The organism is Pseudomonas sp. PSKL.D1 (genome assembly GCF_028898945.1).
Lineage (GTDB): Bacteria > Pseudomonadota > Gammaproteobacteria > Pseudomonadales > Pseudomonadaceae > Aquipseudomonas.
Map to the genome: position 1 here is coordinate 4,554,607 of NZ_CP118607.1, position 21,429 is coordinate 4,576,035.

Below are 21,429 nucleotides of genomic sequence, written 5' to 3' on the forward strand. Positions count from 1 at the left end.
ACAACCTGCCGCAAAGTGGCGGCAGGTTCGCAATGCGAAGCTTTTATAGTCGACCCAGATCGTTGATCAGGGCGAGTAGCATCACCCCTACGACCAAACTGATACCGATCTGGACCCCCCAACCCTGCACCCGGTCCGACAGCGGGCGACCGCGCGCCCACTCGACCAGGTAAAACAGCAAATGCCCCCCATCCAGTACCGGAATGGGCAGCAAATTAAGAACTCCAAGGCTTATGCTCAGGTAGGCCAGGAAATTCAGGAAATCCCCAATACCCGACTGGGCTGAAGCGCCCGCCACTTTAGCAATGGTTATCGGTCCGCTCAAGTTTTTTACCGAGAGCTCCCCGAACAGCATTTTCTTGAGTGATTCGAGCGTCAGAACGCTCATGTTCCAGGTACGCGACAGGCCTTCACCGACCGCTTCCAGCGGCCCGTAGCTGACTTCACGCAGCATGTTGGCGGGCCATTCGGCACCTTTCACGCCCGCCCCCAGGTAACCCCCGGCCGCCTGCCCTTCACCCTTACGGGCCAGGGTTACAGGTACATCCAGCGCCGCGCCGTCGCGCTCTATACGCACAATGACCTTGGCGTCAGGGCGGGCACGCACACTGTCGACCACCTGCTGCCAGTCATTCAGCGCCACCCCATCCAGCGCCAGCAGCTTGTCACCGGTTTTCAGGCCGGCAGCAGCGGCTGGCCCCTTGGGATCTATTTCAGCCAGCACCGGCTGAAGGGCCGGGCGCCACGGGCGTATACCCAGGGACTGAATCGGATCAGGTTCATCGGCGCCTTTCAGCCAGCTATCGAGCTTGACCTGCAATTGCCGTTCGGCACTGGCACCTTCGTCGCGCACGCCAATTTGCAACGTACCGCTCTCGCCCAATCGGCGTACGAGCTGCAAATTGACCGCCGACCAGCCATTGGTCGGTTTTCCGTCCACGGAGACGATTTCCTGCCCGGCAACCAAGCCTGCAGAAGCAGCCAGGCTACCGGACTCAACAGCCCCCACCACCGGGCGAACCTGCTGGGTACCCAGCATTGCCAGCAACCAGAAGAAGACGATGGCCAGGAGGAAGTTGGCAATCGGGCCGGCGGCGACGATGGCAATGCGCTGGCGCACCGTTTTGCGATTGAACGACTGGTCAGCCAGCGCCGGGGGTACATCACCCTCGCGCTCGTCGAGCATCTTTACGTAGCCGCCCAACGGGATCGCCGCCACCACGAACTCGGTACCGTGCCGGTCGTGCCAGCGCACAAGCGGCGTGCCGAACCCCACAGAGAAGCGCAAGACCTTGACACCACAACGCCGCGCCACCCAGAAGTGGCCGAATTCGTGGAATGTGACCAGCACACCCAAGGCAATCAGGGTGCCGATAATCATGTAGAGCGCAGTCATGTCTTTCTCCGAATGACGTTCAGCATAACCCCGAGGCGGCCTGTATCAGCGGCCGTGACGCCGCAACCACTCGCGGGACAGCTCGCGGGCACGCTGGTCGGCGGCAAACACTGCGTCCAGCGACGGCAGATGGACCACAGGTTCCTGGTCGAGCACCTGTTCGATCATACCCGCGATTTCCGGGAAGCGGATACGCCGCTGAAGAAATGCCTCCACCGCAACTTCGTTGGCCGCATTGAGCACGGCAGGCGCACTATTGCCCGCCTCCGCTGCCTGGCGCGCCAGGCGAAGGCACGGAAAACGCTGCGGATCAGGCGCCTGGAAATCCAGCCGGGCAATGGCAAACAAGTCCAGCGGAGCAACACCGGAGTCGATACGCTCCGGCCATGCCAAGGCATTGGCGATGGGTGTGCGCATGTCGGGGTTGCCCAACTGTGCAAGCACCGAACCGTCCACGTAATCCACGAGCGAGTGGATGACGCTTTGCGGATGCACCACCACTTCAACTTTGGCCGGCGCGGCGTCGAACAGCCAGCAGGCCTCGATCAACTCCAGGCCCTTGTTCATCATGCTGGCCGAATCGACCGAAATCTTGCGCCCCATGGACCAGTTCGGATGGGCACACGCCTGTTCAGGCGTAACATGGGCCAAAGCCGCCTGCGGCGTTTCACGGAACGGGCCACCGGATGCCGTCAGCAGGATTCGACGCACCCCCACCTGGCTCAGGCCTCGCGCGTAGTCACCGGGCAGGCACTGGAAAATTGCGTTGTGCTCACTGTCGATGGGCAGCAGCACGGCGCCGCTGCGCTTTACTGCCTCCATGAACAAGGCGCCGGACATAACCAGCGCTTCTTTATTGGCAAGCAGCACTTTCTTGCCCGCTTCGACAGCGGCCAACGTTGGACGCAAACCTGCAGCACCGACGATGGCCGCCATCACTGCATCCACCTCAGGGGCTGCAGCGACCTCGCAAAGCCCGGCCTCCCCTTCGAGCACTTCAGTGGCACAGCCAGCAGCAACCAGGCCTTCACGCAAGCGCGCTGCAGCCTCTGCATTGGGCACTACGGCATAGGCAGGGCGATGCTGCACGCAAAGGGCCAGCAATTCGTCAACGCGCGAATAGCCGCTCAATGCGAACACCTGATAGCGCTCAGGGTGCCGGGCAATTACGTCGAGGGTGCTCAGGCCGATGGAACCGGTGGCACCCAGCACGGTAATGCGCTGAAGTGACGTCACATCACACCCCATTCAGCAGCCCACAGCAGTACGGCGAACAACGGAATGGCTGCCGTCAGGCTGTCGATACGGTCCAGCACCCCACCATGGCCCGGCAGCAGGTTACTGCTGTCCTTGATGCCGGAACGGCGCTTGAACATGCTTTCGGTAAGGTCGCCCACTACCGAGGACATGACAACCACAGCCGCACCCAGCAGGCCGAGCAGCAGCTGACCAATACCCCAGTCGCGGTAAACACCGACAACCAGGGTAATCACCAGGCTGACCGCCAGCCCGCCATAAACGCCCTCCCAGCTCTTGCCGGGGCTGACGTGCGGCGCCAGCTTGCGCTTGCCGAATGCTCGGCCCGAGAAATAGGCGCCGATGTCGGCCGCCCACACCAGCACCATGACCGCCAGGATCAGCCAGTTGCCCATTGGCCAGTGCTTGAGCAGCACCAACCCCTGCCAGGCCGGCAGCAGGATCAACAGCCCGATCAGCAAGCGGCAGGCGGCACTCGCCCACAGGTCGCTGCTACGCGGGTAGGTCAGCACCAGCCAGGTGGCCAGCCCCCACCAGATCACCGAAGCGCCCAACACCCAAGGTGCAAGATCCGGCATCAGGTAGAGCAGCATCAGCGCCCCGGCAACCACTGCGGCATAGGCGATGCGCAGCGGCTGGGCCATCAGCCCGGCCAGACGCGCCCACTCCCAGGCCCCGAGGGTCACCACGAAGCCGATGAACAGGGCGAAATCCCCACCGTTGAGCAGGAAAAAACCACCCAGCGCGATCGGCAGCAGGATCAGCGCGGTAATGATGCGTTGTTTAAGCATTAAGCACGAGCTCCAGCCTCGACCTGCTCGCTGGTCTTACCAAAGCGGCGCTGGCGCGAAGCGAAATCGGCCAGGGCATTGCGCATGGCCTCGTGTTTGAAGTCCGGCCAGTACAGGTCGGAGAAATACAGTTCGGCGTACGCCAGCTGCCACAGCAGGAAATTGCTGATGCGGTGCTCCCCCCCCGTGCGGATGCACAGGTCAGGCAACGGCAGCTCACCCGTGGCCAGACAAGTCTGCAACAAGCCCGGCGTGATGTCGTCAGGGCGCAGATGGCCAGCCTGAACCTCGCGCGCCAGCCGCTGGGCGGCCTGAGCGATATCCCACTGGCCACCATAGTTGGCGGCGATCTGCAGAATGAAGCGATTGTTGCCGGCGGTCAGCGCTTCGGCTTCACGCATGGCAGCCTGCAGCTCAGGATGGAAACGCGAACGGTCGCCAATAATCCGCAGGCTGATGTTGTTCTCGTTGAGGCGCTTGGCCTCGCGACGCAAGGCCGAAAAGAACAGCTCCATCAATGCCCCTACCTCTTCGGCGGGACGCTGCCAGTTCTCACTGGAGAATGCGAACAGGGTCAGCACCTCGACCCCGGACTGGGCACAGACTTCGATAACCGCGCGAACGGCATCGACACCCGCCTTGTGCCCGGCAACGCCGGGCAACAGGCGCTTCTTCGCCCAGCGATTGTTGCCATCCATGATGATCGCGACGTGACGCGGCACCGAGCCCGGTGCCGCCAGCTTGGTCTTTTCCATTAAAAAACCTCGGCCTTAAACGGCCATCAGGTCCTTTTCCTTGGCTTTGTACGCAGCGTCGACTTCAGCGACGAACTTGTCGGTCAGCTTCTGGATCTCGTCAGCGGCACGACGCTCTTCGTCTTCGCTGATTTCCTTGTCCTTGGTCAGCTTCTTCAGGTCTGCCAGGGCATCACGGCGCACGTTACGCACGGCAACCTTGGCATCTTCGGAAACGCCGCTGGCCTGCTTGGTGTAGCCCTTGCGGGTTTCCTCCGTCAGCGCCGGCATCGGTACACGGATGGTGGTACCCGCACTCGACGGGTTCAGACCCAGGTCGGAGGTCAGGATGGCCTTTTCGATCGCAGCGCTCAGGTTTTTGTCGTGAGCGACGATTTTCAGGGTACGGGCGTCTTCGACAGTAATCGCCGCCACCTGATTCAGCGGCATATCGCTACCCCAAGCCGGAACCTTGACGCTGTCCAGGATGCTTGGGTGTGCGCGACCGGTACGGATGGCCGCCAGGTTACGAGCCAAAGCTTCGAGGGATTTGGTCATGCGCTCCTGCGCGTCTTTCTTGATTTCGTTGATCATTTTTGAACTTCCTCGATCAGGGTTCCTTCGGCGCCACCGTGCACGATGTTCAGCAGGGCGCCGGGCTTGTTCATGTTGAAGACGCGCAGCGGCATCTTGTGGTCGCGGCACAGACAAATTGCCGTCAGGTCCATCACGCCCAGCTTGCGATCCAGCACTTCATCGTAGGACAGATGATCGAACTTCTCGGCATGCGGGTCTTTGAATGGATCTGCAGTGTATACACCATCGACCTTGGTTGCCTTCAATACCACGTCGGCATCGATTTCGATGGCGCGCAGGCAGGCGGCGGAGTCGGTGGTGAAGAACGGGTTGCCAGTACCGGCAGCGAAGATTACGACTTCTTTGGCGTTGAGGTGGCGCATGGCTTTGCGGCGATCATAGTGATCGGTCACGCCAACCATGGAAATCGCCGACATGACGATGGCGGTAATGTTCGCCCGCTCCAGCGCATCGCGCATGGCCAGGCCATTCATTACGGTTGCCAGCATGCCCATGTGGTCGCCGGTGACGCGGTCCATGCCGGCTGCACTGAGCGCCGCACCACGGAACAGGTTGCCACCACCGATCACCAAACCAACTTGCACACCGATGCCGACCAGTTGGCCGACTTCCAGCGCCATGCGATCCAGGACCTTGGGGTCGATCCCGAACTCTTCCGAGCCCATCAGGGCCTCGCCGCTAAGTTTGAGTAGAATGCGTTTATAGCGAGCCTGATGACCACTGCCCTGCTGAGCCATTGCGTATCTCTCCTGCGGCGTTTGTAAAATTCTGGCGGGCTGCTTGCAGCCTGCGTGACACTCTAGCGTGACGCAACACGTGCGTCTGCGAACTGCGGCCTCGTGAGCCGCGCCCGCTTTGACAAAGAGGCTGCGCGCGTGAGCGGGCAGCCTCTTTGGGGCGACAGACGGGGCTGTCTTACTGCTTGGCAGCAGCTACCTGAGCGGCAACTTCAGCAGCGAAGTCGTCGACTGGCTTCTCGATGCCTTCGCCTACTTTGAAGTAGGTGAAGGAAACGATTTCAGCACCGGCTTTCTTGGCCAGGGCGCCGACTTTGACTTCCGGATCCATAACGAAAGCTTGCTCTTTCAGCGAAGCTTCGGCTTTGAACTTGGAGATACGACCGTTGATCATGTTTTCAACGATGTTTTCCGGCTTGCCGGCGATCTTGTCAGCGTTCAGCTGCAGGAAGACGTTCTTCTCGCGCTCGATGGCCTCGGCGGAGATTTCCGACGCATCCAGGAACTCTGGGTTCGACGCTGCAACGTGCATGGCGATGTTCTTGGCCAGATCGACGTCACCGCCTTTCAGGACAACAACTGCACCGATTTTGTTGCCGTGCAGGTAGGCACCGACAACGTCACCCTCAACGCGCACCAGGCGACGGATGTTGACGTTTTCGCCGCACTTGGCAACCAGGGCTTCACGAGCGCTTTCACGGGAAGCGATCAGCGGAGCGGCGTCGGTCAGCTTCTGGGCGAAGGCTTCTTCGATGCTTTCGGCTACGAAGTTCTTGAAGTCGTCTTGCAGGGCCAGGAAGTCGGTCTGCGAGTTGACTTCCAGCAGAACGGCGGCTTTGCCGTCGGTCTTGACGGCGATAGCGCCTTCAGCGGCAACGTTGCCAGCCTTTTTGGCGGCCTTGATGGCGCCCGAGGCACGCATGTCGTCAATGGCTTTTTCGATGTCGCCGCCGGCCTTTTCCAGGGCCTTTTTGCAATCCATCATGCCTTCGCCGGTACGCTCGCGCAGTTCTTTGACCAGCGCTGCAGTAATTGCTGCCATTTCAAAATCCTCTTGGAAAGTTTTTCAACCATTCCACCCGCTCTTCACGGGCGTTAAATTCTGCAAATCCGCTGTTTTGTACATCAGCCGCCCCATGATGCGGGGCCGTTGCTGACAGCAGGATTTCAAGGTGGCAAAAAGGGGGCGAAGCCCCCTTTTTGCGTGCCAAGTAGACGCTAGCGTCTATTACTCGGCAGCAGGTGCAGCCGCTTCTTCAGCGTAGACTTCGGTGCCGCCGGCAACGTTGTTGCGACCGCGGATGACGGCGTCAGCCATCGAAGTCATGTACAGCTCGATGGCGCGAATGGCGTCATCGTTACCTGGGATGACGAAGTCAACGCCTTCCGGGCTGCTGTTGGTATCGACAACGCCGATGACCGGGATGCCCAGCTTGTTGGCTTCGGTGATCGCGATGCGCTCGTGATCAACGTCGATAACGAACAGAGCGTCTGGCAGACCGCCCATGTCCTTGATACCGCCCAGGCTGCGATCCAGTTTTTCCAGATCGCGCGAACGCATCAGGGCTTCTTTCTTGGTCAGCTTGGCGAAAGTGCCATCTTCGGCCTGGGTTTCCAAGTCGCGCAGACGCTTGATCGAGGCGCGGATGGTTTTGTAGTTGGTCAGCATGCCGCCCAACCAACGGTGGTCAACGTATGGCGAACCGCAACGAGCAGCTTGCTCGGCGACGATCTTGCCGGCGGAACGCTTGGTGCCGACGAACATGATCTTGTTCTTGCCCTGAGCCAGACGTTCTACGAACGACAGAGCGTCGTTGAACATTGGCAGGGTTTTTTCCAGGTTGATGATGTGGATCTTGTTACGCGCGCCGAAAATGTACTTGCCCATTTTCGGGTTCCAGTAACGGGTCTGGTGGCCGAAGTGCACACCGGCCTTCAGCATATCGCGCATGTTGACTTGGGACATGATAGTTCCTTGATAAGTCGGGTTGGGCCTCCACGCATCCCAATGACCAACCCGCGAATTCGAGAACTCGGGGCACCCAGGTCATCGTGTCGACACGTGTGTGGGTTTGAGCTTCCGGGGACCTCCCCGAAAGCGGCGCATTTTATACCACAGACCGACAGCGAACGGAACCCGGTTGCACGCACGCCCGTCAGCGGGTTTTGCAGCACCCCGGCTTTCAGGCCAGAATGCCCCCAATAGACAGCAGGATCGTCGCCTTTATCCCGACAGCTTGCCGCCCTGCTCTGTTAGAATCCGGCCTTTCCCGTTTGTTCGCGCCCGCAACGGCGCCGTAGAGAGCCTGTAATGACCGTCACCATCAAGACCGCAGAAGACATCGAGAAGATGCGCATCGCCGGCCGCCTGGCCGCCGAAGTGCTGGAAATGATCGAAGAGCACGTCAAGCCCGGTGTTACCACCGAAGAGCTGGACCGCCTGTGCCACGACTATATTGTCAACGTCCAGCAGGCCATCCCGGCGCCCCTCAACTACAAGGGCTACCCGAAGTCGATCTGCACCTCGATCAACCATGTGGTCTGCCACGGCATCCCCAACGAGAAGCCGCTCAAGGATGGCGATACCCTGAATATCGACATCACCGTGATCAAGGACGGTTACCACGGCGATACCAGCCGCATGTTCCATGTCGGCACCGTGCCAGTATGGGCCGAACGCCTGTCCAAGGTCACCCAGGAATGCATGTACAAGGCCATCGAGCTGGTCAAGCCGGGCTGCCGCCTGGGCGACATCGGTGAAGTGATCCAGAAGCACGCTGAAAAGAACGGTTTCTCGGTGGTGCGCGAGTTCTGTGGCCACGGCATCGGCAAGGTGTTCCACGAAGAGCCGCAAATCCTGCACTACGGCAAGGCCGGCACGGGCATGGAGCTCAAAGAAGGCATGACCTTCACCATCGAGCCGATGATCAACCAGGGCAAGGCCGACACCAAGGTGCTGGGCGACGGCTGGACCGCCATCACCAAGGACCGCAAGCTCTCGGCGCAGTGGGAGCACACCCTGGTGGTGACCGCGACCGGCTATGAGATCTTCACCCTGCGCAAGGACGACACCATCCCGCGCACCTCGGCCTGATTACCCAAGGCTCTTCTACACACAGGAACGCAGCGCGATGCCCCAGGTGGACCCCGAGTTGTTCGACCGCGGCCAGTTCCAGGCAGAACTGGCCCTCAAGGCGAGCCCCATCGCCGCCTTCAAGAAAGCCATCCGCCAGGCTGGCGAGGTGCTCGACAAGCGTTTTCGCGAGGGCCGCGAGATTCGCCGGATGATCGAGGATCGCGCCTGGCTGGTCGACAACATCCTGCAACAAGCCTGGAACCAGTTCGACTGGGGCGACGCCGGCGGTATTGCCCTGGTGGCGGTCGGCGGCTATGGGCGCGGTGAACTGCACCCGCACTCGGACATCGACCTGCTGATCCTGCTGGGCGCCGCCGAGCATGAACAGTACCGCGACGCCATCGAACGCTTTCTGACGCTGCTGTGGGACATCGGCCTGGAAGTGGGCCAGAGCGTGCGTTCCGTCGACGAGTGCGCCGAGCAGGCCCGTGCCGACCTGACGGTCATCACCAACTTGATGGAAAGCCGCACCATCGCTGGCCCCGAAGCCCTGCGCAAGCGCATGCTGGAGGTCACCAGCACGGCGCACATGTGGCCGAGCAAGGACTTTTTCCTGGCCAAGCGGGCTGAACTCAAGGCCCGCCACCATAAGTACAACGACACCGAGTACAACCTGGAACCCAACGTTAAAGGTTCGCCCGGTGGCCTGCGGGATATCCAGACCGTGTTGTGGGTGGCGCGCCGCCAGTACGGCACGCTGAACCTGCACGCGCTCGCTGGCGAAGGTTTCCTGCTGGAAAGCGAGAACGAGCTGCTGGCCTCTTCCCAGGACTTTCTATGGAAGGTTCGCTACGCCCTGCACATGCTGGCAGGCCGTGCCGAAGACCGCCTGCTGTTCGACCACCAGCGCAGCATCGCCGCCTTGCTGGGCTTCACCGACGAAAACCCCAAGCGCGCCATTGAGCAGTTCATGCAGCAGTACTACCGGGTGGTGATGAGCATCAGCCAGCTGTGTGACCTGATCATTCAACACTTCGAAGAAGTCATCCTGGCCGACGATGACAGCGGCACCACGCAGCCGCTCAACGCCCGCTTCCGCCTGCACGACGGGTATATAGAAGCGGTCAACGCGAACGTATTCAAGCGTACGCCGTTCGCCATGCTGGAAATTTTCGTGCTGATGGCCCAGCACCCGGAGATCAAGGGCGTGCGCGCCGACACCGTGCGCCTGCTGCGGGAAAACCGCCACCTGATCGACGAAACGTTTCGCAACGACATCCGCAACACCAGCCTGTTCATCGAGCTGTTCAAGTGCGAAATCGGTATCCATCGCAACCTGCGGCGGATGAACCGCTACGGCATCCTCGGCCGCTACCTGCCGGAATTCGGCCTGATCGTCGGGCAAATGCAGCATGATTTGTTCCACATTTACACCGTGGATGCGCACACCCTGAACCTCATCAAACACCTGCGCAAGCTGCAGTACACGCCGGTGTCCGAAAAATTCCCGCTGGCCAGCAAGCTGATGGGGCGCCTGCCCAAGCCTGAGCTGATCTACCTGGCCGGGCTTTACCACGACATCGGCAAGGGTCGCCAAGGTGATCACTCGGAGCTGGGCGCGGTGGATGCGCAGAAGTTCTGCGAGCGCCACCAGTTGCCCGCATGGGACAGCCGGCTGATCGTGTGGTTGGTGCAGAACCACCTGGTGATGTCGACGACGGCCCAACGCAAGGACTTGTCTGACCCGCAGGTGATCAACGATTTCGCACTGCTGGTGGGCGACGAACCCCGCCTGGACTACCTCTACGTGCTCACCGTGGCCGACATCAACGCCACCAACCCCAGCCTCTGGAACTCCTGGCGTGCCAGCCTCCTGCGCCAGCTGTACACCGAAACAAAGCGTGCCCTGCGGCGGGGCCTAGAGAACCCGCTGGACCGCGAAGAGCAGATTCGCCAGACCCAGTCGGCGGCTCTGGATATCCTGATCCGCGAAGGCACCGACCCGGACGATGTGGAACAACTGTGGTCACAGTTGGGGGACGACTACTTCCTCAAGCACACCGCTGCAGACGTGGCCTGGCACAGTGATGCCATCTTGCAGCAGCCTGCCGACGGCGGCCCCTTGGTACTGATCAAGGAAACCACCCAGCGCGAGTTTGAGGGCGGCACGCAGATTTTCATCTATGCCCCGGACCAGCACGACTTCTTCGCCGTGACCGTGGCCGCGATGTCGCAGCTGAACCTGAACATCCACGACGCCCGCATCATCACGTCCAGCAGCCAGTTCACACTCGACACCTACATCGTGCTGGACAACGACGGCGGCTCGATCGGCGACAACCCGCAACGGGTCAAACAGATTCGCGATGGCCTGACCGAAGCGCTGCGCACCCCCGAGGATTACCCGGCCATCATTCAACGTCGGGTGCCGCGCCAGCTCAAGCACTTCAACTTTGCCCCTCAGGTGACCATCCTCAACGATGCCCAGCGGCCGGTGACCATTCTGGAAATCACCGCGCCGGACCGGCCGGGCTTGCTGGCACGTATCGGCCGGATTTTCCTGGAGTTCGACATCTCGCTGCAAAACGCCAAGATCGCGACCCTCGGCGAACGGGTGGAAGACGTGTTCTTCATCACCGACGCCGACAACCAGCCGCTGTCCGATCCGCAGCTGTGCAGCCGCCTGCAGGAAGCCATCGTGCAGCAGCTGCAGGCCGGCCAGGCCAGCGACGCCAACCCGACCCGCGTGACCTTTTAACGATTAGACGATTGACGAGACCTTGCGCCGATGAACCACGCCTTGACCCAGCTGCAGCCCTACCCGTTCGAGAAACTCCGCGCCCTGCTGGGCAGCGTAAAGCCGGCTGCCGACAAACGCGCCATCGCCCTGTCGATCGGTGAGCCGAAGCATGAATCGCCGGCGTTCGTCGCCCAGGCCATGGCCGACAATCTCGACAAACTGGCGGTGTACCCCAGCACCCTCGGCCTGCCAGCCCTGCGCCAGGCCATCGGCCAGTGGTGCGAGCGTCGTTTTGGCGTACCGGCTGGCTGGCTGGATGCAGACCGCCATATCCTGCCCGTCAACGGCACCCGGGAAGCGCTGTTTGCCTTCACTCAGGCCGTGGTCAACCGCGCCGATGATGGCCTGGTGATCAGCCCCAACCCGTTCTACCAAATTTATGAAGGCGCAGCACTGCTGGCCGGCGCCACGCCGCATTACCTGCCATGCCTGGAAAGCAACGGCTTCAACCCGGACTTCGGTGCTGTACCGGCCGATGTCTGGAAGCGCTGCCAGATTCTGTTCCTGTGCTCGCCCGGCAACCCAACCGGCGCGCTGGTGCCGATGGAAACCCTGAAAAAGCTGATCGCCCTGGCCGACGAGCACGATTTCGTGATTGCCGCCGACGAGTGCTACAGCGAGCTGTACTTTGATGAAGACGCGCCACCACCGGGCCTGCTCAGCGCCTGTGCAGAACTGGGCCGCAGCGACTTCAAGCGCTGCGTGGTGTTCCACAGCCTGTCCAAGCGCTCCAACCTGCCAGGCCTGCGCTCGGGCTTCGTCGCCGGTGACGCCGGGATCATCAAGCCGTTCCTGCTGTACCGCACCTACCACGGTTGTGCCATGCCCGTGCAGACGCAACTGGCCAGCATTGCCGCGTGGCAGGACGAAGCCCACGTGCGCGAAAACCGCGATCAGTACCGCGCCAAGTACGACGCTGTGCTGGATATCCTGCAGCCAGTGATGGATGTACAGCGTCCGGACGGCAGCTTCTACCTGTGGGCCAAGGTGCCGGGCTGTGATGCCGACTTCACGCGGGACCTGTTCGAAGCGCAGCACGTAACCGTGGTACCAGGCTCTTACCTGTCCCGCGAAGTGGATGGGGTCAACCCAGGTGCAGGCCGCGTGCGCATGGCATTGGTCGCCCCGCTGGCCGAATGCATCGAGGCCGCAGAGCGGATTCGTGAGTTCCTGAGCCGCTGACACTCAAGCAATATGTAGGCCCAGGCCAGCCCCGCCTGCGCAGATGCTCTGGACTCCACTATTACGGGAGTTCAGAGCATGATCCACGCCATTCACTGCCACTGCCCAATCCGCATCAGCCCTCAGGACTCTCGCAGAGCAGCCCTCGAGGAAAACCCGCAAAACGCCCAAACGGATCGCAGCAATCGCAAGAAACGCTCATTGGGCTATACCAACAAGTTTTGGTCCCCCGGGCGCCTTCTACGCATCTCTTTCATCAACCAGGCCAGCAAACCGCTGAAGACCGCCATCGTCGAAGCCGCCAGCAAATGGCTGGAGTTCGCGAACCTCAAGTTTCGGCTGGTCGGCGACAGGTATTCCTACGCCGAAATCAAGATCTACGTTACTGACGACGCGAAGACCAACTACTCCATGTTTGGCACCGACGCCCTGCGCGCCGCAGATGCATCCATGGTACTTGGCGTGAAGCCCGACATGGAGAACTTCGAGCGCGTGGTAATCCATGAATTTGGCCATGCTCTGGGAATGGAGCACGAACACCAGCATCCGGATGCCGATATTCCATGGGATATCCCAAAGGTTTATGAACACTATGCAGCCCTGGGGGCCGACAAGGAAACGGTCGACGAGTCGGTGCTGAACAAGGTCAGCGGCAGCAACATCACCAAGTTGCCCTATGACCGCACATCAATCATGCACTACCCGGTAGACCAGGCGCTGACATTGGGTGATTGGGAAGTAACCACCAACAGTGAGATCAGCGAAAAGGACAAGGCTTTCATGCGCTTGGCATATCCCTTCCCTGAGCAACCGACTCGATAACTCGGACCTACAGTTTGTTCGAGACTTAACTACCGCCGCTTCAGGTAATTCAAGGGCGATGATGGATCTCGATTAGTCTACCCCGGAGATTTTCATGGATCGCCCCATTCACATGCCCCGCCGCCGCCAAGTAGAGCCTCAGCGCTCCTACGAGCTTGCGGCTGCAGAAAACCCGATGAACATTGCTACTTCCAGCCGAGGCCGCAGCAAGCGTGCCATCGCCAATACCGGCCGCTTCTGGCGGCCAGGCAGAACGCTGATGGTTTCTTTTTATGGCAACCCGGACAAGGCACTGAAGTCAAAAGTCTTCAAGACAGCCCTTCAGTGGACAGAGGGGTCTCGCGCAGACTTAGGTTTGCAGCTGGCCCCGGACAATGACACTACAGCCCAAATCAGAGTGCTTCTTGACTTGAACGCACCGGGAAGTGAATCGGACATCGGCACGGATGCCATGGCATTCAACGACGAGTCAATGACACTCAATGTCTCGGCAAACCACCCGCTCTTTGACTACACCGTGCTCCATGAGTTTGGCCATGCGTTTGGCATAGAACACGAACACCAGCACCCGGGCACAACAATTTCCTGGAATGAGCAAACGCTTCTGGCAGACAACGCGCCATTCGGATGGACCGCTCAAGACATCGTGGACCAGTACACCAAAAAGCGTACCGACGGATTGATAAAAGTCGACTATGACCCGCGCTCAATCATGCATTACCCGGTGCTGCGAAGATGGACCCTGAATGATATCGAGGTGGGCCAAAACCACACACTGAGCGAGGGAGACCTTGAACGGATGCGACTCGCCTACCCCTACAACTGACGGTTCTACCTGACTGGCCCCAAGTTCGCCTCACTCAAGTCCAGCTCACCCAGCACCTGGCGCACGACCTCATCGCCCACCAGGTGCTGGCGGTGCAGGTTATACAGTTCCAGCCGCTGGGCACGCAGTGCACGCAAACGCAGGCGCCGCTCCAGCAAATCCATCTGTTCGGCAACGGCCCTGGCCTCCGCCGTATCGTTGTAACTGTCAAGCTCGGCACGGTACTCCGCCATCAACCGCGCTTTAAGCTCCGTGGCCAAGGTGGCTTGAGTCGCATCCTGTGGCGCACTGGCATCCACCACCTCTTCGGCCTCCAGTGCGTGAATGGCAGCTTCTGCAGTACGCCGCCAGGCTTCCTGGACTTCCTGGTGCAAGCGCTCGTCCGGGCTTCTGGTAACGCCTCGCAGCAAGAACGGCAGGGCTACACAGGCGCTGATCAACGATAGCAGGATGACCCCGGCGGCGATGAAGATCAGCAAGTCACGCTCCGGGAACGCCTGCCCCGCACCAATCAACAATGGCACCGACATCACACCCGCCAATGTCACGGCCCCTCGCACGCCACCCAACGTCAGCAACCAGCAAGAGCGCGCCGTGGGCATCAGCACCAGCTCCGGCTTGCCACGCCAGCGTCGCACCACCCCCACCGCCCGCCAGATGCTTTGCACCCACACAAACCGCAATACAATCAGTGCTGCGAAAATCGCCAGCACATCCAGGCAGCGCCACGCCAGGGTTGGCCAGACGGTGGATTCGTGGCTGACCACGGCCTTGATGATGTCGGGCAATTGCAGCCCCAGCAAAAGGAAGATCAGCCCGTTGAAGGCAAACTCCAGCAGCGACCATACACTGCGGTTGAGCAACCGGGTGCTGGTTTGCCGGGGCAGCAGGTCGAGCCAACTCTGCATCATGCCCGCCGCCACGGCCGAAAGAATGCCCGAAACCCCAAGCCGCTCGGCCAACACATAAGCAGCAAACGGCAGCAACAGCATAAACACCACATGGGTGGCCGGGTCATCCCAACCCCTGGCGATCATCCAGGTTCGCAACCGACCGATCAGCCAGCTAAGCGCCACGCCAACCGCCAATCCGCCAAGGGCAACAACGATAAAGGTAAGGCTTGCATCAGCGAGGGAGAACGCCCCCGTGATCGCCGCCGCCAGTGCGAACTTGAAGGTCACCAGGCCAGAGGCATCATTCATCAGCGCCTCCCCCTGAAGCATGTGCATCAGCGGTGTCGGCAACCGGTCCTGAGTAATCGCAGACACAGCCACCGCATCCGTGGGCGACAATACCGCGGCCAGCGCAAATGCCACTGGCAACGGGATCGTGGGCAACAGCCAGTGAATGAAGTAACCGGCGCCAACCACCGTAAACAGCACCAGGCCAATTGCCAATGCCACGACAGGGCCACGAATGCGCCACAACTCACGCTTGGGTATTCGCCAACCATCGGCGAACAGCAGCGGTGGCAGGAACAGGAAGAGGAACAGCTCAGGGTTCAGGGCCACATGAAAACCAAGCGTCGGCCAAGCCAGCAGCGCCCCCGCACCAATCTGAACCAGTGGCAATGGCACGGGAAGCACCCGACCGACCAGCTTGGAAAGGCTTACCAGCATCAGCAGGATTAGGACGGTGTAGGCTGACTGCATGCGGCGGGGTTCCTTTGGTCTCGGTTGCGATACTGCGGCGGCTGATGCGGGAAGATTGCCATTAGACACAATATGTTAATGGCAATCAGCCTAGCTGGCCGCTACACAATAGTCGCAGCTTGTACCGTGCGCTGCAGGATGGCTTACCGCAGTTGGCAATTGGTCGGTGGCTGACTTAATCCGTACCCCGAGCCCCGATTGCAGACAACACGACTCCAAAAACCACCAGACACAAACCCAGGATGAAAGCAGGCGTTACGGTATTTCCAAAAGCGGCATAAGACACACCGCCCCCCACCAAAGGGACGCCCAGCGTAAAGTTGGACATACTGAAGGTGGAAACCCGCCTGCCGTACTCCGACGATATGACGAAGCAGGCCGAGGTCGCCACGGGCCCTATGAAAAAAAGCAACTGTAGAAGGCTTGTATCCAGTGTTATGGACGTGGGCGGCCCCTCTGATGCATAGGCTATGGCTGACAATGGAACCGCAGCGATTAACATCTGCCAAGGCGCAAGGGCAATGGGCGCGGACACCCACTGATGCCGTTTGACATGAAGAATAACGACCGCCCAACAGACGGCTGCCAGCACCAGGAACAATGCACCCAGTCGTGTATCTGATGACGCCCAGTTCAACTCAGCTGGCGAACAGACCACCGCCACTCCACTCATACCCACGACAAGTGCAACCCCCTGCAGCCGCGAAGGCACCTGCCGAAATGCCAACCAACTCAAAAGCACACACCACAACGGCGTTGTATAGGCCAGCAGCACTGCCCGGCTGGTATCAATATGTACCATGGCCAGCATGCCCAAGCCTGTAAAGGCCATCATTTGCAAAAAAGCCACACTCAACAAGATCGGGACATCGGCCCTCACCGGAACCGTTAATTGCCCTCGAATAATCAAGTATCCAAACAGGCATAACGCAGCACTGGCAAAGCGAATAGCGGCTAACCACAGTGGCGGTACACTCTCAAGCGCAAGCTTGGTGACGGGCCAGCTTGCCCCCCACAGCAAGACCATCAGAAGCAGCCACATGTAGTTACCCTTTGCGCCTGCACCCCCTTCACGAATGCCCGCCGTAGACTGAGTGAATACCTTCATTTTAAAGTCCTCAGGCACATGACCGCCTTAGAGCAATGGCGTCGCCAGGCGGTTGATGACGCCCGGCGCGGCAGCTCTTCTATTTCAACCAGCGCGAGTTTCGTTTACAGCGTTTTAACGGCCGCTGCGTGCTCACGCATCAAACGTGATGCGTCGTTGCCCAAGTCCCAGAACAACCCCGCCATGATGTGTAAACCTTCCCTCACCAAAGGCGACAACAGGTGCTCGTTGGGCGCGTGTTGCGAGCAGGCCGGATATGAGTGAGGCACCCACAACGTAGGTAAACCCAGCACTTGGGCAAAGACATCGTTGGGCAATGAACCGCCGAGGTTAGGAAGTAATGCGACTTGCTTACCGGTGGTTTGGGCCAAGGATGTGAGCGCCCAGTCGACCCAAGGGCTATTCGGATCAAGCCGCGTGGCCTGCATGACTTCGTTAGGGCTTTGCTTGATCTCGACGCTACCAAAACCGTGCGCATCCAAGTGGGCACGCACCGCCGGTATGAAAGTATTGAAATCGCTATCGACAACAAAGCGAATATGACAATGCGCGCTGGCCCTGCCCGGGATGGCATGCACAGGGTTGTCAGAATTACCTGTTTTGAATGCAATGATGTCCAAGGTATTCCAGGCGAACACTTTCTCGCTCCGCGAAAGCCCAGGCTCGCCCCAATGGTCATCAATAGCCGGGTCATCGGGGCCTGCACCAAGCTGAATGTCCGCGAGTGCCTGTCGAACAGGCGCTGGCACAGACTCCGGCATCAGCCCGGCAACCTTCACTCGACCATGCTGGTCAATCATGCTCGAAATGGCGTTGGCCAGAATGACACCGGGGTTCGCAAGCAACCCGCCCCAATTCCCGGAGTGATGAGCACCTTCACGCAAGTTGACCACAAGCTCGAAGTTGAATACTCCGCGGGAGCCGAGAAACACAGTGGGGCGTTCTGCCGTCAGTCGAGGCCCGTCAGAAGCAATGAATACATCTGCCGCAAGTGCATCTTTGTGGCTGGCACAGAATGCGCTCAACCCGGGTGACCCCGCCTCTTCGCCCATCTCCAGTAAAAGCTTGACGTTGAAGCCCAATGTGCCGTTTCGGGCTTTCAAGGTTTGCTCAAGTGCGGTCAGATTAATTAAATGCTGGCCTTTGTTGTCCGCCGTGCCACGCCCATACCAACGCTCACCATCAACCGTCACATCCCACGGTGATCTACCCTCAGCCCATTGTTCGTCGTACCCGCGCACCACATCGCCATGGCCATAAGTCAAAACGGTTGGAAGCCCCGCACACTCAATGCGCGTAGCAATCATGAAAGGCCCGCGCCCTGCTACAGGGTTGTCATGAATCTTGACGCTGAAGCCCAGCGCCTCCACAAGCGGCGTCAAGAAGTGTTCCAGATACCGATACAACTCAGGCAAGTTGGTTTCGGCCTCGCTTTCCGTGCGCAACGCGACGCTGCGCTTGAGCCGCTTCAAAAAAGTGCCGTTGTCATAACAGGCGGCAGCGTTACTGATTGCCAGTGAGCGACTCATGAATGAACGACCTCCAGTGGCTGAGCGAAGGGGGCATCAAGGTGGCAACGCACACGGCCGCCTTTAATGGTTTTACTATCTGGATAAACCGTACTGCAGGGGGCTGAACAACTTGGGCAGCGCGGGTGGAACGCACAACCAGACGGCGGTGAAATCGGGTTGGGTAATACCCCTTGCAGACGAATATCAGGAATACCCTGGCGTGGGTCCGGGCTAAGTACCGAATCCAATAATGCTCGGGTATAAGGGTGGGCGGGTGCCTCAAAGAGGGAGGCGCGCGTACGCTCTTCGACAATCCGCCCCAAGTACATGACTGCGACCCGGTCAGCCAAATGCTCAATGACTGCAAGGTTATGGCTGATCAACAGGTAAGTAAGCCCAAACTCTTGCTTCAACGCTTGCAACAAGTTGAGGATCTGCGCCTGCACCGACACATCCAGTGCAGAAGTTGGCTCATCACAGATGAGCACATCCGGGCGCATGATCAACGCCCTGGCAATCGCCACACGCTGGCGCTGCCCCCCGGACAACTGGTTTGGGTAACTGTCGTAGACGCGCTTTGGCAGCCCCACCAGATCGAGCATCGCCTCTGCTTTTTGTCGGCGTTCAACAGGCGTTCCGATCTGGTGGACAATCAGCGGCAAGGTGACGATGTCCCGCAGCGTCTTGCGGGGGTTCAGCGATGAGTAGGGATCCTGAAAAATCGGCTGAATATGACGAGACATCGCCTTGCGGTCGGTTGCCGCCAGATGCTGCCCATTAACCAGTACATCACCGCTAGTCGGTGGCACAAGCCCCAACAACATTTTCGCCAGGGTACTTTTGCCGCACCCTGACTCCCCCACCAAACCCAATGTTTCGCCGCGCATTAGCCGCAGCGATACACCATCGACCGCCTTAAGCGTTGCAGGGGCCTTGAAAAAACCCTTGCTGATCTGGAAGTCACGACGAATGTCGCACAGCTCAAGTGCAATATCTTTGTTCATGATCCTACGCTCTCCCGGCAAAGCATCGGCTGTCGTCCAGCGGGTGCAGTAAGCAGGCAGCGCGTCATGTGCCCCCCCTCCTCAACTTCAGGAACATGCCGCGCGCACGCCTCAACTGCTTGCGTACACCGATTGCGGAATGCACAACCGTGTTGCTCGCCGACAAGGCTGGGTACCAAGCCTGGGATAGAACCCAATTTTTCACCGGGCTTGGTACGCCCCGGAACCGGAATGCTGGCCAGCAAGCCCTTGGTGTAAGGGTGCTTGGGATTCTCGAACAGTTGAACGACTGGCGCTGATTCGACAATTTCACCCGCATACATCACCGCCACGCGGTCCGCTATCCGTGCAACAAGCCCCAAGTCATGGGTGATGAAAATAACGGCCAGCCCCAGCTCTTTTTGAATGTCGCGGATGACGTGCAGAATTTGCGCCTGGATAGTCACATCCAGGGCTGTAGTGGGCTCGTCAGCGATTATAAGGTCGGGCTCACACATCAAAGCCATTGCAATGATGACGCGCTGGCGTAACCCGCCAGACAGCTGATGAGGGTATTGGCGTAAGCGTTCCACAGCGTTACTGATGCCAACTTTTTCAAGCATTTGCGCCGCACGAGCCCACGCATCGGCGCGTGATATCTGCCGGTGCTGAGTAAGCACCTCACTGAGCTGATCACCAATGGTGTACGCGGGATTCAAAGAGGTCATGGGCTCTTGGAATATCATTGCCAAGCGGTTTCCGCGCAGGTCACACATGCGCCGCTCGCTTTGCCCAAGCATGTCGATGTTGTCCAACGTCAGCCGATCAGCGTTGCGTATGGCCTTACGCGGCAAGAGATCCATCAGCGCCAGGGAGGTCAAGGACTTACCACAACCGGACTCGCCAACGATACACAGTACTTCGCCGCGCTCCACTTCAAAACTGAGGCCACGCACAGCGTGCAGCATGTCCTGCCGGGTACCGTGATTACCCATGGGAATGTCCACACGAAGATTTTCAACATGGAGTAAAGCCATGTTCAGTACTCCTTTATCAGTTGCGGCCATCAGGCAGGATTAAATCGCGCAGGCCATCACCCACCAAGTTGATCCCCAGCACAAGCACCATGAGTGCCACGCCTGGAATGGCAATAACCCAAGGCGAAAAGAACATGTAGGGTTTGGCTTCGGCGATCATCAGCCCCCAGGACGGCGTGGGAGGTTGCACACCTACCCCGAGAAACGAAAGTGCCGACTCCAGCAAAATCGCATGCGCCATTTCCAACGTAGCGACTACGATCAATGCACTTGTTAAGTTGGGGAGTATTTCGCGCGCCAGGATGCGCAACGTTGAACAACCCAGCGCTTGCGCCGAAGCGATATATTCAGCATCGCGTATCGATTGCACAGCGGCGCGAACGACGACCGCAAACCGGTCCCACAAGAGGCAGCCCAACAACACGATAACGACTTTCAACGACCCGCCCATCAGCGAGGCTGAAGCCAAGGCCACCATGACAACCGGCAGGGCCAAACGGGTAGTAATCAGATAACTGATACACGCATCAACTTTGCCCCCATAGTAACCCGCCAACAAACCCAGCACGGTGCCAATAAATCCCGATATAAACGCTGCGGCAACACCAATGAACAGCGAAATTTGAGCGCCATACAGTAGCCGGGACAGATAGTCACGCCCCAACTTGTCAGTCCCTAGAATATGTTCCCAGGTTCCGGTCGGCGCCCACACCGGCGGTTTCATGCGCGCCATCACATCCTGGGCATAGGGGTCGTAAGGCGCTAGCCACGGCGCGAATACTGCGCCCGCCGTGATAAACATCAACAACACAGCGCCGATTGCGAACCCCCGGTGACGAAAACTTTTTTTAACGATGCGGCTCAGGCTACTGGCCGGCGGTAGATAGTCGTTAATTGCAATGACAGTGGGCGTACTCATC

19 protein-coding genes are annotated in these 21,429 nt (G+C 59.5%); 5 read left to right on the forward strand and 14 right to left on the reverse strand.

Going from position 1 to position 21,429, the window contains the following annotated elements:
• Positions 1-43: 43 nt before the first annotated feature.
• The 8 genes from rseP to rpsB form a co-directional block, all read right to left on the reverse strand.
• Positions 44-1,396 (reverse strand): RIP metalloprotease RseP, encoded by a 1,353-nt coding sequence (rseP, locus tag PVV54_RS20320; protein WP_274906952.1) that lies wholly within the window; start codon positions 1,394-1,396, stop codon positions 44-46.
• 45 nt (positions 1,397-1,441) lie between these two features.
• Positions 1,442-2,632, reverse strand: a complete 1,191-nt coding sequence (gene ispC, locus PVV54_RS20325; RefSeq protein WP_274906953.1) for a 1-deoxy-D-xylulose-5-phosphate reductoisomerase — start codon at positions 2,630-2,632, stop codon at positions 1,442-1,444.
• A complete protein-coding gene (locus tag PVV54_RS20330; protein ID WP_274906954.1) occupies positions 2,629-3,444 on the reverse strand; it encodes a phosphatidate cytidylyltransferase in 816 nt (271 codons plus the stop codon). Before PVV54_RS20330 ends, ispC begins: the two co-directional genes overlap by 4 nt.
• The gene (uppS, locus tag PVV54_RS20335) at positions 3,444-4,199 is read right to left on the reverse strand and encodes a polyprenyl diphosphate synthase (protein WP_274906955.1); all 756 of its coding nucleotides are present in this window, start codon (positions 4,197-4,199) and stop codon (positions 3,444-3,446) included. Before uppS ends, PVV54_RS20330 begins: the two co-directional genes overlap by 1 nt.
• A 15-nt stretch (positions 4,200-4,214) precedes the next feature.
• Entirely contained in the window at positions 4,215-4,772 is a 558-nt protein-coding gene (gene frr / locus PVV54_RS20340) for a ribosome recycling factor (protein WP_274906956.1), read from the reverse strand.
• A complete protein-coding gene (pyrH, locus tag PVV54_RS20345; RefSeq protein ID WP_274906957.1) occupies positions 4,769-5,512 on the reverse strand; it encodes a UMP kinase in 744 nt (247 codons plus the stop codon). The genes frr and pyrH overlap by 4 nt, the downstream gene beginning before the upstream one ends.
• 178 nt (positions 5,513-5,690) lie before the next feature.
• Positions 5,691-6,554, reverse strand: coding sequence for a translation elongation factor Ts (gene tsf, locus PVV54_RS20350; RefSeq protein ID WP_274906958.1), 864 nt, complete (start codon positions 6,552-6,554; stop codon positions 5,691-5,693).
• A gap of 186 nt (positions 6,555-6,740) precedes the next feature.
• The gene (rpsB, locus tag PVV54_RS20355) at positions 6,741-7,478 is read right to left on the reverse strand and encodes a 30S ribosomal protein S2 (protein WP_138218587.1); all 738 of its coding nucleotides are present in this window, start codon (positions 7,476-7,478) and stop codon (positions 6,741-6,743) included.
• Between the two features lie 345 nt (positions 7,479-7,823).
• Here rpsB and map point away from each other — a divergent pair, with 345 nt between their 5' ends.
• From map to PVV54_RS20380, 5 genes are all read left to right on the forward strand, one after another.
• Positions 7,824-8,606 carry a type I methionyl aminopeptidase gene (gene map, locus PVV54_RS20360; protein WP_274906959.1) on the forward strand — a complete coding sequence of 261 codons (783 nt, stop codon included), beginning with the start codon at positions 7,824-7,826 and terminating at the stop codon, positions 8,604-8,606.
• Positions 8,607-8,643: 37 nt separating this feature from the next.
• The gene (locus tag PVV54_RS20365) at positions 8,644-11,346 is read left to right on the forward strand and encodes a [protein-PII] uridylyltransferase (RefSeq protein ID WP_274906960.1); all 2,703 of its coding nucleotides are present in this window, start codon (positions 8,644-8,646) and stop codon (positions 11,344-11,346) included.
• A 30-nt stretch (positions 11,347-11,376) separates the two neighbouring features.
• Positions 11,377-12,570, forward strand: a complete 1,194-nt coding sequence (dapC, locus tag PVV54_RS20370; RefSeq protein ID WP_274906961.1) for a succinyldiaminopimelate transaminase — start codon at positions 11,377-11,379, stop codon at positions 12,568-12,570.
• A gap of 78 nt (positions 12,571-12,648) precedes the next feature.
• Positions 12,649-13,392, forward strand: a complete 744-nt coding sequence (locus PVV54_RS20375; protein ID WP_274906962.1) for a M12 family metallopeptidase — start codon at positions 12,649-12,651, stop codon at positions 13,390-13,392.
• Between the two features lie 94 nt (positions 13,393-13,486).
• Entirely contained in the window at positions 13,487-14,218 is a 732-nt protein-coding gene (locus PVV54_RS20380) for a hypothetical protein (RefSeq protein WP_274906963.1), read from the forward strand.
• A 5-nt stretch (positions 14,219-14,223) separates the two neighbouring features.
• On the opposite strand, the gene PVV54_RS20385 is transcribed toward PVV54_RS20380, so the two are convergent.
• From PVV54_RS20385 to PVV54_RS20410, 6 genes are all read right to left on the reverse strand, one after another.
• Positions 14,224-15,870, reverse strand: coding sequence for a Na+/H+ antiporter (locus PVV54_RS20385; protein WP_274906964.1), 1,647 nt, complete (start codon positions 15,868-15,870; stop codon positions 14,224-14,226).
• A 175-nt stretch (positions 15,871-16,045) separates the two neighbouring features.
• Complete coding sequence (locus PVV54_RS20390; protein WP_274906965.1) at positions 16,046-16,978, reverse strand: DMT family transporter; 933 nt, start codon at positions 16,976-16,978, stop codon at positions 16,046-16,048.
• 104 nt (positions 16,979-17,082) lie between these two features.
• Positions 17,083-18,507, reverse strand: coding sequence for a M20 family metallopeptidase (locus PVV54_RS20395; protein ID WP_274906966.1), 1,425 nt, complete (start codon positions 18,505-18,507; stop codon positions 17,083-17,085).
• Positions 18,504-19,493 carry an ABC transporter ATP-binding protein gene (locus PVV54_RS20400; protein ID WP_274906967.1) on the reverse strand — a complete coding sequence of 330 codons (990 nt, stop codon included), beginning with the start codon at positions 19,491-19,493 and terminating at the stop codon, positions 18,504-18,506. Before PVV54_RS20400 ends, PVV54_RS20395 begins: the two co-directional genes overlap by 4 nt.
• On the reverse strand, positions 19,490-20,509 hold the full coding sequence (locus PVV54_RS20405) for an ABC transporter ATP-binding protein (RefSeq protein WP_274906968.1): 1,020 nt from the start codon (positions 20,507-20,509) through the stop codon (positions 19,490-19,492). Before PVV54_RS20405 ends, PVV54_RS20400 begins: the two co-directional genes overlap by 4 nt.
• 16 nt (positions 20,510-20,525) lie before the next feature.
• Positions 20,526-21,428 carry an ABC transporter permease gene (locus PVV54_RS20410; protein WP_274906969.1) on the reverse strand — a complete coding sequence of 301 codons (903 nt, stop codon included), beginning with the start codon at positions 21,426-21,428 and terminating at the stop codon, positions 20,526-20,528.
• Position 21,429: the final 1 nt, after the last annotated feature.

What these genes read in the sequence shown, in the direction of transcription:
- rseP (WP_274906952.1), bottom strand. Translation starts at nt 1,396, where the DNA reads ATGACTGCGCTCTACATGATTATCGGCACCCTGATTGCCTTGGGTGTG.
- PVV54_RS20330 (WP_274906954.1), bottom strand. Translation starts at nt 3,444, where the DNA reads ATGCTTAAACAACGCATCATTACCGCGCTGATCCTGCTGCCGATCGCG.
- uppS (WP_274906955.1), bottom strand. Translation starts at nt 4,199, where the DNA reads ATGGAAAAGACCAAGCTGGCGGCACCGGGCTCGGTGCCGCGTCACGTC.
- frr (WP_274906956.1), bottom strand. Translation starts at nt 4,772, where the DNA reads ATGATCAACGAAATCAAGAAAGACGCGCAGGAGCGCATGACCAAATCC.
- pyrH (WP_274906957.1), bottom strand. Translation starts at nt 5,512, where the DNA reads ATGGCTCAGCAGGGCAGTGGTCATCAGGCTCGCTATAAACGCATTCTA.
- tsf (WP_274906958.1), bottom strand. Translation starts at nt 6,554, where the DNA reads ATGGCAGCAATTACTGCAGCGCTGGTCAAAGAACTGCGCGAGCGTACC.
- rpsB (WP_138218587.1), bottom strand. Translation starts at nt 7,478, where the DNA reads ATGTCCCAAGTCAACATGCGCGATATGCTGAAGGCCGGTGTGCACTTC.
- map (WP_274906959.1), top strand. Translation starts at nt 7,824, where the DNA reads ATGACCGTCACCATCAAGACCGCAGAAGACATCGAGAAGATGCGCATC.
- PVV54_RS20365 (WP_274906960.1), top strand. Translation starts at nt 8,644, where the DNA reads ATGCCCCAGGTGGACCCCGAGTTGTTCGACCGCGGCCAGTTCCAGGCA.
- dapC (WP_274906961.1), top strand. Translation starts at nt 11,377, where the DNA reads ATGAACCACGCCTTGACCCAGCTGCAGCCCTACCCGTTCGAGAAACTC.
- PVV54_RS20375 (WP_274906962.1), top strand. Translation starts at nt 12,649, where the DNA reads ATGATCCACGCCATTCACTGCCACTGCCCAATCCGCATCAGCCCTCAG.
- PVV54_RS20380 (WP_274906963.1), top strand. Translation starts at nt 13,487, where the DNA reads ATGGATCGCCCCATTCACATGCCCCGCCGCCGCCAAGTAGAGCCTCAG.
- PVV54_RS20385 (WP_274906964.1), bottom strand. Translation starts at nt 15,870, where the DNA reads ATGCAGTCAGCCTACACCGTCCTAATCCTGCTGATGCTGGTAAGCCTT.
- PVV54_RS20390 (WP_274906965.1), bottom strand. Translation starts at nt 16,978, where the DNA reads ATGAAGGTATTCACTCAGTCTACGGCGGGCATTCGTGAAGGGGGTGCA.
- PVV54_RS20395 (WP_274906966.1), bottom strand. Translation starts at nt 18,507, where the DNA reads ATGAGTCGCTCACTGGCAATCAGTAACGCTGCCGCCTGTTATGACAAC.
- PVV54_RS20400 (WP_274906967.1), bottom strand. Translation starts at nt 19,493, where the DNA reads ATGAACAAAGATATTGCACTTGAGCTGTGCGACATTCGTCGTGACTTC.
- PVV54_RS20405 (WP_274906968.1), bottom strand. Translation starts at nt 20,509, where the DNA reads ATGGCTTTACTCCATGTTGAAAATCTTCGTGTGGACATTCCCATGGGT.
- PVV54_RS20410 (WP_274906969.1), bottom strand. Translation starts at nt 21,428, where the DNA reads ATGAGTACGCCCACTGTCATTGCAATTAACGACTATCTACCGCCGGCC.